General features: G+C 62.0%; 10 protein-coding genes and 1 pseudogene. 6 read left to right on the top strand and 5 right to left on the bottom strand.

What is annotated here, in order from left to right; genetic code table 11:
- Together AB4Z53_RS30095 and AB4Z53_RS30090 are read left to right on the top strand one after the other, a co-directional pair.
- A pseudogene (locus tag AB4Z53_RS30095) lies at window positions 1–133 on the top strand (IS5/IS1182 family transposase); the annotation flags it as partial.
- Between the two features lie 51 nt (window positions 134–184).
- On the top strand, window positions 185–877 hold the full coding sequence (locus tag AB4Z53_RS30090; RefSeq protein WP_441599082.1) for a sensor histidine kinase: 693 nt from the start codon (window positions 185–187) through the stop codon (window positions 875–877).
- On the opposite strand, the gene AB4Z53_RS30085 is transcribed toward AB4Z53_RS30090, so the two are convergent.
- The gene (locus AB4Z53_RS30085) at window positions 784–1,761 is read right to left on the bottom strand and encodes a DUF2950 domain-containing protein (protein ID WP_441599081.1); all 978 of its coding nucleotides are present in this window, start codon (window positions 1,759–1,761) and stop codon (window positions 784–786) included. The two genes, AB4Z53_RS30090 and AB4Z53_RS30085, sit on opposite strands and share 94 nt — an antisense overlap.
- 21 nt (window positions 1,762–1,782) lie before the next feature.
- Complete coding sequence (locus AB4Z53_RS30080) at window positions 1,783–3,165, bottom strand: DUF3300 domain-containing protein (protein WP_441599080.1); 1,383 nt, start codon at window positions 3,163–3,165, stop codon at window positions 1,783–1,785.
- A 367-nt stretch (window positions 3,166–3,532) separates the two neighbouring features.
- Between AB4Z53_RS30080 and AB4Z53_RS30075 the strand changes: the two genes are divergently transcribed.
- Complete coding sequence (locus AB4Z53_RS30075) at window positions 3,533–4,669, top strand: AI-2E family transporter (RefSeq protein ID WP_291165517.1); 1,137 nt, start codon at window positions 3,533–3,535, stop codon at window positions 4,667–4,669.
- 11 nt (window positions 4,670–4,680) lie between these two features.
- On the opposite strand, the gene AB4Z53_RS30070 is transcribed toward AB4Z53_RS30075, so the two are convergent.
- Together AB4Z53_RS30070 and AB4Z53_RS30065 are read right to left on the bottom strand one after the other, a co-directional pair.
- Window positions 4,681–6,444 (bottom strand): hypothetical protein, encoded by a 1,764-nt coding sequence (locus AB4Z53_RS30070; protein WP_441599079.1) that lies wholly within the window; start codon window positions 6,442–6,444, stop codon window positions 4,681–4,683.
- A 221-nt stretch (window positions 6,445–6,665) separates the two neighbouring features.
- A complete protein-coding gene (locus AB4Z53_RS30065) occupies window positions 6,666–8,663 on the bottom strand; it encodes a putative bifunctional diguanylate cyclase/phosphodiesterase (RefSeq protein WP_441599078.1) in 1,998 nt (665 codons plus the stop codon).
- Between the two features lie 313 nt (window positions 8,664–8,976).
- Here AB4Z53_RS30065 and AB4Z53_RS30060 point away from each other — a divergent pair, with 313 nt between their 5' ends.
- A complete protein-coding gene (locus tag AB4Z53_RS30060) occupies window positions 8,977–10,020 on the top strand; it encodes a class I SAM-dependent methyltransferase (protein WP_441599077.1) in 1,044 nt (347 codons plus the stop codon).
- A gap of 101 nt (window positions 10,021–10,121) precedes the next feature.
- Here AB4Z53_RS30060 and AB4Z53_RS30055 read toward each other — a convergent pair whose 3' ends face one another.
- Window positions 10,122–10,721 (bottom strand): TetR/AcrR family transcriptional regulator, encoded by a 600-nt coding sequence (locus AB4Z53_RS30055; RefSeq protein ID WP_441599076.1) that lies wholly within the window; start codon window positions 10,719–10,721, stop codon window positions 10,122–10,124.
- A gap of 255 nt (window positions 10,722–10,976) precedes the next feature.
- Here AB4Z53_RS30055 and AB4Z53_RS30050 point away from each other — a divergent pair, with 255 nt between their 5' ends.
- Window positions 10,977–12,140, top strand: a complete 1,164-nt coding sequence (locus AB4Z53_RS30050; protein ID WP_113535943.1) for an efflux RND transporter periplasmic adaptor subunit — start codon at window positions 10,977–10,979, stop codon at window positions 12,138–12,140.
- On the top strand, window positions 12,137–15,235 hold the full coding sequence (locus AB4Z53_RS30045; protein WP_441599075.1) for an efflux RND transporter permease subunit: 3,099 nt from the start codon (window positions 12,137–12,139) through the stop codon (window positions 15,233–15,235). The genes AB4Z53_RS30050 and AB4Z53_RS30045 overlap by 4 nt, the downstream gene beginning before the upstream one ends.
- The last annotated feature ends 15 nt before the right edge of the window (window positions 15,236–15,250 follow it).

Below are 15,250 nucleotides of genomic sequence, written 5' to 3'. Positions count from 1 at the left end.
CCGAAACCTCGTCGAGCGCCTCTGGTGCAGGCTCAAGGATTGGCGGCGCATTGCCACCCGGTATGACAAACTGGCAAGAAATTTCCTCGCAGCAGCTCTAATCGCTGCCACGCTCACATACTGGTGCAATTGAGTCCGGACCCTAGGGGAGGAGGGGGCATCACATCGGGCGGAGCGAGTGATCATGTCGCTCTCGGGATTCCTGCGGTCGACGCTGCAGCTCGATCCGATGCGCGAATTGAGGCTTGTGGACGAGATGGCCCTGCAGAGGGAGTATCTCGATATCGAGAAAGAGCGGTTTTCCGACCGCATGGTCGTCCGTATCGACGTCCCTGCCGAGCTCGAGGGTGCCATGGTCCCAAGTCTGATCCTGCAGCCGCTGATCGAGAACGCGGTAAAACATGGAGTCGGCCGTTCCGTCGGCGAGGTCGAAATTCACATCCAGGCGAGCCGGGTCGGAGAGGCGCTCATTCTGTCCGTCGAAAATGACGTTACCGCATCTGTATTCGGCAAGGCGGGAGAGGGGCTCGGCATCGGCCTTGCCAATGTCGCTCATCGGGTCAGGACGCATTTCCCCGAGGGGGCATCACTGACCGCCGGCCGTGTCGGACCGGCTCGCTATCGCGTTTCGCTGCATATGCCGCTCAGAATTGGGCAAGGGGAAGCAGAGCCAACCGACAATAGGCCGCAAGCTCGACAATCGATGTTGAGCGATGGGGCTTCCTCCGACGCACGCTGGGGGAAGTCCGGCCTGGCAAAAAAATCGTCAGCTGCGACTGCCTCTCAATCGGGCACGACGTCCCATTTGTCGTCGGGATCGAAGCGATCGATGAAGGGCACGATCTCTTCGGTATTCGGCCCGAGATCGCGTTCGTAGACGATGCCCTGCTGGTTGACGACGAAGGTCTTGACGCCGGTCTCGGCATAGCTGACCGGCGAGGCGATCAAGGCGAAGCCGCCGATCATGTTGCCGTTGATGACATAGTCGTACCGGCCGCCGGCGATGTTGTCGCCCTGCGATGTCAGGATGCGGAAACGGTAGCCGAAGTACCCTTGGCCGGCCTTTGCCTTTTCCAATGCCGCCTCGCTGATCGAGTCGCCAACGGGGCTTTCGCCATCGCCCTGATCGGCCGGCCAGTAAAGCCCGTCCGTCTGTCCGGGTGTGCTGATCAGCTTCTGGGCATATTCGAGCACGCCATCGGCGTCGCGGTCCTGCGAGGCATATTCCTTCTGGGCGTCGACATAGGCCTGTACCGTATCGATCGCTTCGAGTTCGTTCTCGCCGACGCGGCGATTGATGATTTCCTCGAGCCCGACATAGGTGTCGAAGGCCCATTTGCCATCTTCGCCCTTGGTGATCGGGAATGGCAGCGGCCAGAGCCGATCGCCGATCTGGATAATCTTGCGTCCTTCGAGATCATTCACGGTGACATTGCGGGCGGCACCTTCGCGGACGAGCGCAAAGGTATCCATCGCCCCTTCACCGGCCTTCAGCTTCTCGGCATTGAGCCCGAGAAGTTTTGCGAGACCGTCGAAGTCATTGGCGGCGAGCTTCGCCTTGAATTCGTCGACCGCCTTGGCCGGGTCATCGAAGACCGGAGGATCTTCGTCGGACGCATAGGTGTCGAGGCCGGCCGCCATTTGATCCGTTGGTGCCTGATCGGCTGGCGCCTTTGTCTGCGCGGATGCGTTGAGCGGTACGGCGGCCAGTGTGAGGGCGATCGCCGTTCCCAGGAGAAGCGGATGAAAGAGCTTTGCCATGGTCGTTCTCCTATGATCCGTTCAACGTCTGCGTCCGCCGCCACCACCACGACCGCCGCCGCCACGGTGAATCGGCGGCCTGCCGCCACCGCGGCTCATTTGTGGCCGCCCGCCACCGCGCTGGCCGCCGCCCATGCTCTGGCCACCGCGGCGTGACGAGTTGATTTCGCGCCGTCCGGGATTGACGTTGCCGAGGCCCGATGGGTTTCTCGATCGGTTCTGCGCCTTGGAGGCCATCTTCTTCTTGCCGCCCTGACGGTTGACCTGAGAAGGTTTTTTGCCCGAGGGACGATTGATGCTCGGCTTGCCGTCGCCGGCGCGCGCTTTTGCGATCGCCTGCCCGCCACCGGCCCCACCTGGTCTGGCTGCCGGCCTCTGCTGGGCCTTCAGCCCATCAAGCGTGCTCTTGCGCACGTCCCTGATCTGACCGCCGCCACCACCGCCGGGCCGCGCGTTCGGCCGATCACGGTTGATCTCGGCGGCGCGGTTGCGCAGGTTGTTGTTGCCGTTTGCCTTGATGTTGTTCTTGATGCTGTTTCGGTCGAAATGCTGAAGCTGGTCGCGGTCGAAGTTGATCTTGCTGCGATCGACATTCTTCCAGTCGACGTCGTTCCACTTGACCTTGCCGTTGATGTTGTTGAAGCAGTTGTTGCAGTCGATGTCCATGTCGCCGCCGTTCCAGCGGCCGCCCCACACACCCCAATCGTCCCAGTCGACGATCGCGGCGAAGGCAGCACCGGTCACAGCACCTGCAAAGAAGGCCGCACCCGGATACCAATAGGCCGGATAGGGTTCGTCATAGTAGCCGATCGGCGCCGGTGCATAATTCGGCTCGTACAGCATCTCCGGCGGATACTGCGGCACGTAGATCGTTTCAGGATTGGCTGCCTGGATGACGACGTTGTCGCCCTCCTGGACCACTTTTACTTTGTCGTCGGACTTGATGATGTTCTTGGCGACCGCCTCGTCACGCAGTTGCTGTATCGCGATCAGCACGTCCTTCTGCTGATTGGCGATCGCATCGCCGAAGGACTGCGTCCACTCGAGGTCCTCGCTCATCATCTTGACGATCTGGGGATAGTTGAGCAGCGAGATGACGCTGCCGTCCCAATCGTCCTTCGGCTTCATGTCGGGCTTCTTCTGGCGGGCCTCGAGGAACCGCTCGGCCTCGACGATCTGCAGCGGATAGAGCGCCGCAGCGGAAATCAGCGCCACCAGCTCGTCGGGATAGAGCGCGATGCGGGCGACCAGGATTTCGAGTTCGTCGTCGGTGAGTGGTTCCGGCGCCGATTGCTGCTCGGCCGCCGGTGCGCTTGCCGTCTGCTGGGCCATGACCGCGGTGATGGGCGTTGAAACCAGTATCGTCACTGCGCTACCAAGCGCGATGATCGTTTTCCTGATCATCTGTCCAGCCTCCCTTTGTTGGCTGAGGCGCGCGGGCGCTTGAACAAGCGCGCGTGACAGCCCCCTGTCGACGCTCTTTCGGCCGCAACGAGAGCTTGATCGTGCTGCAGCTTATATTCCTAGTGCCGTCTGTCACTGGTATCTCTAGAGGAGGCGCGCCGACGGGGAAGCCCGGATGACGTATGCTACTGTATGTTACTGCCGATTGGCCGTTGCGGGCGTACGATCCGCATGACTGTTGCATAGGGAGAGGTATGTTGGCTGCCTGCCGGGCAGACCTCAGGCATCTTTGATTCGGCAAGATGCGGGGCCGTCGATAAGCCGCGGCGGCACGGTGATGTGCCACATCTAGGGGTGAGGGGCGAGAATGGCTGATGATCCTTCCCGAACGGGCGCGGCGGGCGATGGAGCGACCAGCCCCCCGTCCTTCGAGGCGAAAATTACGGATATCGCCAGGATTGGTATCGTCGGGCTTTTTGCCTATTGGGCCCTGACGCTGATCGCTCCGTTCGCCATCATCCTCATATGGGCAGCGATCCTCGCCGTGGCACTCTACCCGGCCTATGCCCGGCTAGGCCGTTTTCTCGGCTCGCGGCGACTGGCGTCCTTTCTCATCACGCTCATCTGCCTGGCAGTCATCGTCGGCCCATTGACGGCGATTGCCGTCAGCTTCGCCGAAGGGCTCCAGGCGCTGCTTGCAAAACTTGCCGACGGCTCTCTCCGGGTGCCGGTACCGCCGGAATACGTTCACGACTGGCCGATCATCGGCGAACGGCTGCATGCGGTCTGGAGCATGGCATCGGATAATCTCGAAGCGCTCCTGCGCAAGCTCGAGCCTTCGCTGATGCAGGCAGGCAGCAAGGCGCTCGGCAAGATTGCGAGTATCGGCGCCGAGGTGCTGAGCTTCGTCGTGTCCGTGTTGGTGGCCGGATTCCTTTTCGGCTCCGGTGAACGGCTGTCGGAGATGGCACAGCGTTTCTCCGGCAGGATCGGTGGTGACCGGGGCATCGGCTTCCTGCGTCTGGCGGCGGCGACCATCCGCAACGTGGCGCGAGGGGTGATCGGCGTTGCGCTGCTGCAGGCGTTTCTCTGTGCCTTGGTGCTCGGCCTGTTCCATGTGCCGGCGCCGGGTGCTATCGCTTTCGTCGTGCTCATCCTCTGCATCATCCAGATCGGGCCCGCTCTGGTTCTGCTTCCGGTGATCATCTGGGCATGGGTGACGATGGACTTCGGTCCAGCGCTGCTTCTGACGATTCTGTTGGTCCCGCTCTTTGTCATCGACAATGTGATGAAACCGATCCTGGTGGCCCGCGGGCTTTCGACGCCGACGCTGGTCATTCTGCTCGGGGTGCTCGGCGGGACACTGTCCTACGGACTGATCGGGCTCTTCCTGGGGCCGATCGTTCTCAGTGTCGTCCATGACCTGCTGATGGTGTGGATGCAGGGAGATACCGTGCGGCAAAAGCCGCAACCCGATGCGTCGCAATCGCCGCGGCCGGTTTGACCGCAGGCCTGTCAGTGGATCGAGCTATCGGTGCGCGCCTGCTCGAATTCAGTTTCGGGAATCGGGACGCCAGCCTTGCGCAAGCCATCAAGAAGCTGTTGGCGATCCTGTGCACGGCGCAACCTCAGCGCGACCTCCTGAGGGATAGCTTCCAGCAGGCCCGGCAGGTTGGTTTCGATCCACATCCTCTCTTCCTGCGCCTGGGCGCCCTTGCCAAGCTTGCCCAGCGTTGCCAGAAGCATGACCCGGGAGAATGGATGGGTGCGCAGATCGGCCAGGCGCGCCCATCGCTCGGCGGAGACATAGTCACTACCGAAGTAGGAGCAGACCGAGAGTGCCGCCTCGAAATAGCTTGCGGGACCAGAGTTGCGGGCGACGCTTTCCGATAGAAGTTTGCAGCCGGAGTCCCATTGGCCCGATAGTGCCAGCCGGAACCCGTATTCGCCGGCGAGTTCAGCGTCGTTGGGATTGATCGCAAGCGCGCGCGCGCCAACGGCCAAGGCAGCATCGACATCACCGCGGAAGAACAGGGCAAGCATCCTCGCCTCGAGAGCGCGCACGTCCTGGGGATCCAGTTCCACGGCACGGGCTGCCGCGTCGGCTGCCCGCTCCAGCGTAGCCGGGGTGGAATGGTCGAGGCGATCCTGGAAGGCGTCGATATAGGCCATCGACAGTAGTGCCCAGGCCGTCGCATAGGTCGGTGTCTGTTGGGTCGCCTGTTGCAGACAGGCCTGCACGCCAGCACGGCTCTGCGCGCCGACGTCGCCACGATGACCGTAGTAGCTCAGGGTGCAGGCATAGGCTTGCCAGTCATCGGGAACCGACTGTTTGAACGCCGTGGCATTTGCCTGGAAAATCGCGCCATAGGGCTGTGCCACGGCACCGGCCACCGCGGCTGCAGCCTTCACCTGCAGTTCGATGGTTTTGCCGGCTTCCAGCTGCTCGTCATAGGTATTCGCCCATACGACGGATCCATCGGATCGCTGGATGAGTCTGGCGACGAGCCGGAGTCTCTCGCCGTCGAACCGCACCCGGCCCTCCAGGGCAAAAATTGGCCCGCCTTGCGAACCGTCAGGGCCCTCCTGCGTGACGACGATGAGTTCCCTGAATTTGGCAATATTGCCGACGACCTCGTCCGTCAGTCCGCGGGTCATCATCGCCGATTGGGACGTCCCCGACAGATCTTCAAAGGGGGTGACGACGATCTTCGGGATCGTCGGCCGCGTGTGGACGATGGCCGTCTCCGTTTTGGGAAGAAGGAGTGCAGCCGCTCCCAGACCGCTACCGATGGCGAGAACGGCTGCCGCGGCAAGCCAGGCTCCTCGCCGGGCACGGAGAGCCGACGGATTGCGTCCGGCGCTTGGGGGCACGTCCTTGCCCGGCGGAAGCCAGACATCAACGCGGCGCTCGAAGGTGGGCACGTAGGCGCCCTTGGGTATGCTGATGATAATCGGATCGGTCCGCCCGGCAACGAGGTAGTAGCGTTCGAGCGCCCGGCGAATGCGGCCTGCCTCGATCCGCACTGCCGGATCCGTCTGCGGATCGAAAGAAGAATCCCGACCGAAGACCTCGGTCGCAATCGAGTAGGCCTTTATTCGGTCTCCTCGGCCGGCAAGTGCTTCCTCGATGACATAGGTCAGGAACTTACGGTCACGTTCCGGAGCGTCGAACTCGGCACTTTGGCGAATTCGATCAAGTTGCACCAGAATTTCCGCGTCGGTGGGTGGGGCAGTTGCCGGTTCGATCCGGCTGTCCTGCCGACTTTCCATGGCCATGCACGCTCCCATGGGTCACAATTTTAGATTGTATCCGGCGGCACTGTAAGTTCCCGTATCCTACGTCTCTACCCGGGCAAAGCGCAATATGTATTAGCGGGCTTTGCTAAAGTTGTGCTTCGGCTGGGTTTAACGTGAGCGGCCAGCAGGTATCCCGGATTTCGGGCACATTGACCTCAAAAGAGCGTTCCCGATTGAGGGACAGGCACGCACGATCCCTGTTAGGAGCGTGCGCCGTTTCGCTGCGGAATGCGCGGCTTGTCCGTCGGCGTGCGGAAAGCCTCTGCCGGCGCAGGCCGGCCGACGTGGAAGCCCTGGACCTGGTCGATCCGGAAACGTCGCATCAGCGCCAGCTGTTCGTCGGTCTCGACGCCTTCGATCAGGATCTTGTGGCCGCGGTTGCGCACCAGCCCGATAATGTCCTGCAACATGGCGCGACCCTTTGGCGAGCTGCAATCGTGCAGGAACGACCGGTCGACCTTCACCGTATCGAAATCGATCAGGCGCAGCCAGGAAAGGCCGGCAAAGCCTGTGCCAAAGTCATCCAGCCAGATCCTGATGCCCAGCGTTTCCAGGTCGCTGATACAGCGCAGGATACCTGAATGCATCTCCATTTCGAGCCCTTCGGTGATCTCGAAGGCAAGTCGGCTGCCGGCCACCCCGGTCTCTCCGAGGATCGCGGCGACCGAGGTTGCAAAGCCCGGGGTCTTCAGCTGGATCGGCGATACGTTGACGCTGACGAGCGGAATATGGTTGTCGATGAGGAGCTCGCAGCAGACCGTCTTGATCGCCCAGCGGCCGAGGTCGAGAATGGCGCCGGTCCGCTCGGCAACCGGAATGAAAAGGCTCGGCGGAACCGACGTGCCGTCCAGCATCGTCAGGCGCATCAGCGCTTCGACAGCCTCGACCTCGCCGGTCATCACGTTTCTGATCGGCTGGTAGACGAGCGACACGAGGTTCTGGTCGACCGCGATCTTTAGAAGCGCGGCGATGTTTTCGCTCTCGTCGCTGCTTTGCGGGTCGTTCGGGTCGAACAGCTTTGCACAGTTGCGACCGCTCGCCTTGGCGGCATAAAGCGCGCGGTCCGCCTCGTGGATGATCTTCTCGAGTTTGGCGCCGGTCTGGTTGCGGGTGAAGGCGGCACCGACGCTGACGGTCACGATGGAAACGCCGTCGCGGCGCTGCTCATGCACCAGCCGCATGTTTTCGACGGTACGGCAGATCACTTCCGCCAGTTCGGCTGCCTGCTCCAGGGTATCCAGGCGGGCAAGAATGATGAATTCCTCGCCGCCGTAGCGGCCAATCGAGCCGTTGTAGTCCTTGATTGCCTCGCCGAGCGCATTGGCGACCAAAACCAGGCAGCGATCGCCTTCCTGATGGCCGTAGCAGTCGTTGTATTTCTTGAAGAAATCAACGTCGATCAGCATGGCGGAGAAGTTCTTTCCGAGCTTCTGCCAATCGTTCCAATAGTCGCGCAGCTGCTGGTCGATGGCGCGGCGATTGTCCAGGCCGGTCAGAGGATCGGTGTTGGATAGCCGCAGGAGCGCCATGCCGCGTTCCGACGCTTCGTTCTGCTGGATCTTCGCCTCGAAGGCGTTCAGGAAAACCTTGTAGCGCTCGCGGTTGAGCTTCCAGTTTACGTAGGAGGTGAAGATGAAACACGAAACGTAGAAGGTTCCAAACGCGATCAGATAGGAAGGATCGTGCTCGGAGAAGAAGGACAGGGCGATGAAGAACGTCGCCAGGACGATCCCGGAGGCGAAAACCGAGAGGCGGAACCGGAAGCTGAAGAAGAGATTGGCGCCCATCATGAAAATGGCGCCGAAGATCATGTAATAGGACATGCTGCTGGTGTCAGCCGTCATCATCGCAGGGACGAGCCAGCCGATATAGCCAAAGACCAGCGCGCCGGCGCACGTGCCGTCGAGCCACTTGGTTCGGGCCTTTATGCGATGCAGAATCTCAAAGGTCAGTAGCGAGCCGATGCCGACGACGAGGCGCGCGACAATCGTATAGAACGCGACATCTGGGACCAGCAGAACGTCGATCGCGCAAAACGACAGATAGACGGCAACCGCGACCCACAGGCCCTGCCTGGTCGCCGCACGGCGGCCGGCCTCGCCCTCCATTCGATAGAGCGTCTGAAGCTCAGCCAAATGCGGCCGGTGCGGCTGCTTGTGCAGGTCGATGTCAACTACGTCGGCCAACGTGTGCTTCATGCACTGATCCATCGAGTTGCGTCACGGTCAACGGAAATCGGTCGTCGCTTTTCCATCAATGGACGTTGTTTCGGACACTCCATACTTGCCGCTCGCGTTAAACCTGCAACAGGGGCGGGTGGCGCGGGGTGGGATGATAGGATGTGTCCATTAAGTTTTGTTAAATTAAAGGGCCGGAACGCCTAGGATTAGACATAACCCAAAGGGAGGAAGCACGAGAATTTACCTTATTATATACAAAAACTTGCAAACCGGCCCGTAATGCGCGCATCTTCGCCAGCATTGTTAACAAAGCATTAACGGATGGTCTCGCGTGCGCCAATTTCAAACGGTTTTCGACGGTCAAAGCCTGATTACTCCCAAGGCGATGGCCGATGAGTTCGTTTCGCCCAGGGGCGAGCGGCACGACGAACAGCTCTCGCTCGGCAGGGCCGAGCTCGCAGTGATTCTCAGGATTGCTCAGGAGCAATTTCTGCAAGGGACTGACCCGGCGAGGATTATCGATCGGCTTGCAGCCGCTCTTCATGAAACGAGGGCCAAGTTCCACCCGAACGTTTGGCAGGAACTGATACCGATCGCGCAGGCGCACCCGGTGGCGGAGTACTTCCTCCAGGACCCGTTCACCCGGTGGTCCTCCGAAAAGCCCCGGGGATACTCGGGCGACGCGCAGCTGCTCGACTTCATCTACGGCCATGCGAGCGTCTCCAAGGAGATCGAGCGGGCATCGCCGGTCGGACGAGCGCTTTACGACTACACGAAGGACGCGTCCTCCTCGGTCGCGGTGCGCGAGCGTCGCGACCTTCTGACCCGGCACGTCGACGAGATCGCCGCCAGCCGCGGTTCCCAGGCCGAAATTCTGACGATTGCCGCCGGACATCTGCGCGAAGCCAATCGTTCGGTGGCGCTTCAGGAGCGCCGGATCAAGCGTTGGGTGGCGCTCGATCAGGATCCGCTCAGCGTCGGTTCGATCAGCCGCGATTTCTCTGGCACCTGCATCGAAGCCGTCGATGGCTCCGTCCGCAGCCTGCTTGGCCGAGACCAGAAGCTCGGCAAGTTCGATTTCATCTATGCCGCCGGCCTCTACGACTATCTGGCCGACAAGGTGGCCATCAAGCTGACGCATCGCTGCCTGCAGATGCTGAAGCCGAACGGTGTCTTCCTGTTTGCCAACTTCGCCCAGGATATCGGCGTCGACGGCTACATGGAGACCTTCATGAACTGGGCGCTGCTTTTGCGTTCGGAGGCGGATATGTGGAACATCATCCACAAGAGCGCGGGCAAGGCCGCCATTGATGCGCGCGTCCAGTTCGGTGCCAACCGCAACATCGTCTACGGCATCATCCAGAAGCGCGCCTGATACTGCTTCCGGATTAGTCTTCCGCCGGCATAGGCCGGCGGAGCTTGCAATCCGCAATCGCGGCGACACGTGTCCGCTGTCGTCATTCCGTTCGCAAGGCGTCAGTTCTGCGGGCGGAGAAACCGTGTCAGGAGAAGCCGCAGCATCGCGCCCTCGTCTTTCGGTTTGAAGCCGGGGTCGACAGCGACCCGGCTGAAAATGCCGTCGATGATTGCGGCGATCCATCGGGCGGCACGGTCTGCATCCACAGTCCTATCGACCTGGTTTCGATCCGCTGCGTCCCGAAGCAGGGCTGACAGGGCTTGCTGAAGTTCGGCGTCGTTTGCGGCGGCAAGCGTGCCGATCCGCTCGTCACGCATCGCTTCCGCCGCGATTTCGAGCGCCATGCTCGAATAGGTAGGATCGCCTGCAAGCTCGAGAACGCTGTCCATGAAACCGAGCAGGGCGGCGAAGAGGTCTTCGGCTTCACCCAATTTTCGGAAAATCTCCGCCGTTTCTTGACGTTCCACCTCCACGATCGCCGCGATAATGGTGTGCTTGGTCGGAAAGTAATGGAAGAGATTGCCCGGGCTCATGCCTGCCTCGGCACAGATTTCGGCAGTCGACGTGCCGTGGAAGCCCTTGCGCGCAAAACAGCTGATTGCAGCATCGAGGATCAATCGACGTTTGGCGGCGTGTTTCTCGGGGTCGACCTTGCGCATCGCCAGTTCTCCTTGCCGGGTAGTCCTATTATTAGACCGAGCACTCTAATTTCGTGGGGTGGTGCTCCAGTGTCAAGGTCGTTTGCCGACAGGAACTCCGCCATCCTGCCTTACAATTGTCGCGTTTGATGCGTCAAGATTATTAGATTGACTGATCTAATAATTATTCGCCGCAGTTTGTCCGATCTCGAGGCCGGCAGCTTGGAGCGCCCGTGTTTCCGATCCGACTGGCCTTACCAATGGAAAGCCAATGAAATGAGACGTACCGTTGAGTTGAAAGCCATCCTTGCTGCGCTCTTCGCGCTCGCCATGACGGATGGTGTGGCGCGCGCCTCCGGGGAGGCGGCTGCGTCCGTTCCCGTCGAGAGTGCTGCAATCGGCCGTACCGTGTCGACGCTCGTCGCTGACAGCCGCCCGCAGGCGTGGACGCGATCCTTCGCCGGCATCTTCGTCGCTCGCGAGGAGATTGCGGTCGGCACGACCTTGACCGACCAGCGCATCGCCAAAGTCGAAGTCGAGATCGGGGACCGGGTCGCTGCCGGACAGGTGATTGCCAGGCTGGAGACCGACATGCTGGAAAACCTTCTGCGGGAGGCGGAAGGCCGGGTCGCCCGCGCCGGCGCCACGATGGCGCGCGAAGCGGAAACCGTGACGCAGGAGCAGAGGAAGCTCGCCCGGGCCCGGCAATTGCGCCACCTTCAGGCCGAAACCATCCTCGAAGAGCGCGTCTCCGCACTCGCGATCGCCGAGCAGGCGGTGAAGGTCGCACGGGCCGATTACGAGCAGGCGGAAGCACTCGAGGCCGAGGCGCGCCGCAAACTCGAGCGCGCGGTGATCGTGGCTCCTGCCGCCGGCATCGTCTCCGAGCGGCTTGCGCGCGCCGGTGCGCTGGCGGGCGCGGACCCGCTCGTCAAGCTGATCCGCGACGGTGAGATCGAATTTGCGGCGGAAGTGCCGGAAACGGAACTGCCGCTCCTCGCAGTCGATCAGGCGGTGAAGGTCAAGCTTTCCGGACGCAGTGACTGGATCGTGGGGAAGGTGCGGGTGATCAATCCGAAGATCGACCGCGAAACCCGGCTCGGGACCGCTCAGGTCACGCTGAACACAGGCAAGCCGCCGTTTGCCGGAACGTTCGGCCGGGCGGAGATCGTCGTGGCCGAGCGCAAGGCGATCATGGTCGATGATTCCGCGCTGCTTTACGGGGCTCCCGACGGCAAGGTTTCGGTCTTCGTGGTTGATGCCGGCAAAGTGACGCGCAAGACGGTTCAACCGGGCATGCGTCAGGGCGGCAAGGTCGAGATCGTCTCCGGGCTTGCGGCCGGCGACCGGGTTGTTCTCAAGGCCGGCGTGTCGCTGCGCGAAGGCGAAGCGGTCCTCGCGAAGGATGTTCAGCCGACGCAGACGGGCAAGCAGCAATGACCAGCAACATTTCTGCCTGGGCGATCCGAAAGCCCGTTCCGACGATCGTTCTCTTCGTCGTTCTCACATTGATGGGCATCGCCTCGTTCCTGCGGCTGCCGGTCAATGCCAATCCAAGCGTGTCGTTCCCGGTCGTGACGGTAACGATCACGCAGCCGAGCGCCCAGCCCGCCGAAATGGAAACGCAGGTGACCCGCCGCGTCGAAGGGGTGGCTGCCGGCCTCGTCGGGGTCAGCCACATTCGCTCGACCATCACCAACGGCGTGTCGACGACCACGGTCGAATTCAAGATCGGGACCGATCCAGACCGGGCCGCAAACGACGTGCGCGAGGCCGTGGCCCAGATCCGCGCCGACCTGCCGCAATCCATCCAGGAACCGATCGTCTCGCGCCTCGATGTCGACGGCAGCGCCATCGTCTATTACGCCGTGCGGGCACCCCACATGTCGGAAGTGGAGTTGTCCTGGTTCGTCGACGATACGATCACCAGCGAGTTGCTGACGCTGCCGGGCGTACAGAAGGTGCAGCGTCTCGGTGGCGTCAACCGCGAAGTCCGGGTTTCGCTCAATCCCGAACGGCTGCTGGCGCTCGGCGTGACGGCGGATCAGGTCAACACTGCGCTCAGGGAAATCAATACCAACATCCCGAGTGGCCGTGGCGAAATCGGTGGGCGCGAGCAATCGATCCGTACGGTCGGCAGTGCCGGCTCGGTAGAGGAACTCTCGCGGCTCTCGATCCCGCTTTCCAGCGGCCGCTGGCTGCAGCTTTCCGATATCGCGACGATCGAGGACACATCCTCCGAGCCGCGCAACTTCGCCCGCTTCGATGGCGAGCCCGTCGTGAGCTTCTCGGTTTCGCGGAGCAAGGGGGCGAGCGATACCGTCGTCGCCGAGGCCGTCATCAAGCGGTTGAAGGAAATCCAGGCGCGCACGCCCGGCGTCGAGATGACGGAGCTGATCTCGCTCGTTGAATATACCCAGGAAAGCTACGATGCGGCCGTCACGGCGCTGATTGAAGGGGCGCTGCTGACCGTCGTCGTCGTTTTCGCCTTTCTGCGCAACTGGCGGGCGACACTGATCTCGGCGCTTGCTATGCCGCTCTCCATCCTGCCGACCTTTGCGTTGATGGACCTGCTCGGTTTCACGCTCAACGGCATCAGCCTTCTGGCGCTGACGCTCGTTATCGGCATTCTCGTCGACGACGCCATCGTCGAGATCGAGAACATCGAACGGCATGTGGACATGGGCAAGCGCCCGTTCCTTGCGGCGATCGATGCGGCGGATGCGATCGGTCTGGCGATCGTTGCAACGACGCTGACGATCGTTGCCGTCTTTGCGCCGGTCAGCTTCATCGGCGGCGCTGTCGGGCAATACTTCAAGCAATTCGGCCTGACGGTCGCGATTGCCGTGCTATTCTCGTTGCTGGTTGCTCGCCTGCTGACGCCACTGATGGCGGCCTATCTCCTGCAGCCGCGGGCTCACCACGGCCATTCCGGCAAGCCGTCGCGGATCGCCGAGGCCTATCGGCGCATGCTCGGCTGGACGCTCGATCACCGCAAGATCGCACTTTCGATGGTCGCACTGATCTTCATCGGCTCGATCGCGCTTCTGACCATGCTGCCGACAGGCTTTCTGCCGACGAACGATAGCAATGTTTCGCAGCTCAAGATCACCCTGCCGCCCGGCACGCGGCTCGAAGAGACGGCGCGCATCTCCGATGATCTGGTTGCCAAGCTCAAGGCGCGGCCGGAGGTCGAGAACGTCCTGGCGACGGCGGATGATCTCAACGAGGTGTCGCTTCGCATCAAGCTCAAACCGCGCAAGGAACGCGCCCTCGATCGCAAGTCCTTCGAATTGTCGCTCCGTCCGCTGCTGGCGGCAACGCCCGATATCCAGGCGACGTTCTCGTCGGAGCAGGGAGCCAAGGACCTTTCCATCTACCTGACGAGTGACGATCCGGAGGCGCTGATGGCTTCGGTGCGGCGCCTTGAGAAGGAGATGCGTGAGCTTCCGGGACTGGTCAGCGTCCAGTCGACCGAGCCGCTGCTTTCGCCTGAGCTTCTGGTCAAGCCGCGGTTCGACGAGGCGGCAAGGCTCGGCGTGTCGGTGACGTCGGTCGGAACCGTCGCCCGCATCGCGACGATGGGAGATAGCGAGAGCAATTCGGCGCGCTTCAACCTCGGCAATCGCCAGGTGCCGATCCGCGTCATGCTCGACCAGGCGGCCAGAGGCGACGTCGACACGCTGCGCAATCTGAGGGTCGGTACGAATGCCGGCACGGTGGTACCGTTGACCTCGGTTGCCGATGTTTCCTTCGGCGCGGAGGAAAGCAGCGTCGAACGTCTCGATCGCAAGCGTCTGATCGCTGTCGAGGCCAACCTCAACGGCATGACGCTCGGCACGGCCTTCGAGGCGATCTCGGCGCTTCCGGCCATGACCGAACTGCCCGCAGGCGTGTCGCAGGCCAATTATGGCGACGCGGAATACATGTCGGAGATGTTCCGCAACTTTGCCCTGGCGCTGCTTGCCGGCATCCTGATGGTCGCGGCGGTTCTGGTGCTCCTGTTCAAGGACTTCCTGCAGCCGGTTACCATCCTGGTTGCCTTGCCGCTGTCGATCGGCGGGGCGGCGCTGGCTTTGATCCTGTTCGGTGCGGCACTGGACCTTTCGTCGATGATCGGGATCCTGATGCTGATGGGGATCGTCTGCAAGAACTCGATCCTGCTCGTCGACCATGCGATCGAGTGCCGCAACGAGGGCGCCGACCGGCGCACGGCCCTGCTGACGGCTGGGGTCACCCGCGCCCGACCGATCATCATGACGACCATCGCCATGGTGGCGGGCATGGTTCCGGCTGTCATCGGTGTCGGCGCAGGTGCCGCCTTCCGGGCACCGATGGCAATCGCCGTAATCGGCGGGCTCATTACCTCGACGGCATTAAGCCTCGTCTTCGTGCCTGTGATGTTTACCGTGATGGATGACATCAACACGAGAATGGGTCGCTGGCTGAAACGGTTCTCTTCGGTGACGGACGAGGATCATGCGGCGGATGCGGCCCGGATCGGCAAGGAGGGCGCAGGAGCGACCGCCGGCTAGCGTATTGTCTCCTGC

Origin of the sequence: Ensifer sp. 2TAB8, from assembly GCF_052115125.1 — a bacterium.
In the GTDB taxonomy this organism is placed as follows: domain Bacteria; phylum Pseudomonadota; class Alphaproteobacteria; order Rhizobiales; family Rhizobiaceae; genus Ensifer.
Note: the sequence above shows the minus strand (reverse complement) of the source record. Positions and strands in the feature narration are given on the sequence as shown.

Bases quoted from the DNA above. Each gene is read 5' to 3' on its own strand.
- AB4Z53_RS30070 (WP_441599079.1), bottom strand. From the start codon at position 6,444: ATGGCCATGGAAAGTCGGCAGGACAGCCGGATCGAACCGGCAACTGCC.
- AB4Z53_RS30075 (WP_291165517.1), top strand. From the start codon at position 3,533: ATGGCTGATGATCCTTCCCGAACGGGCGCGGCGGGCGATGGAGCGACC.
- AB4Z53_RS30055 (WP_441599076.1), bottom strand. From the start codon at position 10,721: ATGCGCAAGGTCGACCCCGAGAAACACGCCGCCAAACGTCGATTGATC.
- AB4Z53_RS30045 (WP_441599075.1), top strand. From the start codon at position 12,137: ATGACCAGCAACATTTCTGCCTGGGCGATCCGAAAGCCCGTTCCGACG.
- AB4Z53_RS30085 (WP_441599081.1), bottom strand. From the start codon at position 1,761: ATGGCAAAGCTCTTTCATCCGCTTCTCCTGGGAACGGCGATCGCCCTC.
- AB4Z53_RS30050 (WP_113535943.1), top strand. From the start codon at position 10,977: ATGAGACGTACCGTTGAGTTGAAAGCCATCCTTGCTGCGCTCTTCGCG.
- AB4Z53_RS30080 (WP_441599080.1), bottom strand. From the start codon at position 3,165: ATGATCAGGAAAACGATCATCGCGCTTGGTAGCGCAGTGACGATACTG.
- AB4Z53_RS30065 (WP_441599078.1), bottom strand. From the start codon at position 8,663: ATGAAGCACACGTTGGCCGACGTAGTTGACATCGACCTGCACAAGCAG.
- AB4Z53_RS30090 (WP_441599082.1), top strand. From the start codon at position 185: ATGTCGCTCTCGGGATTCCTGCGGTCGACGCTGCAGCTCGATCCGATG.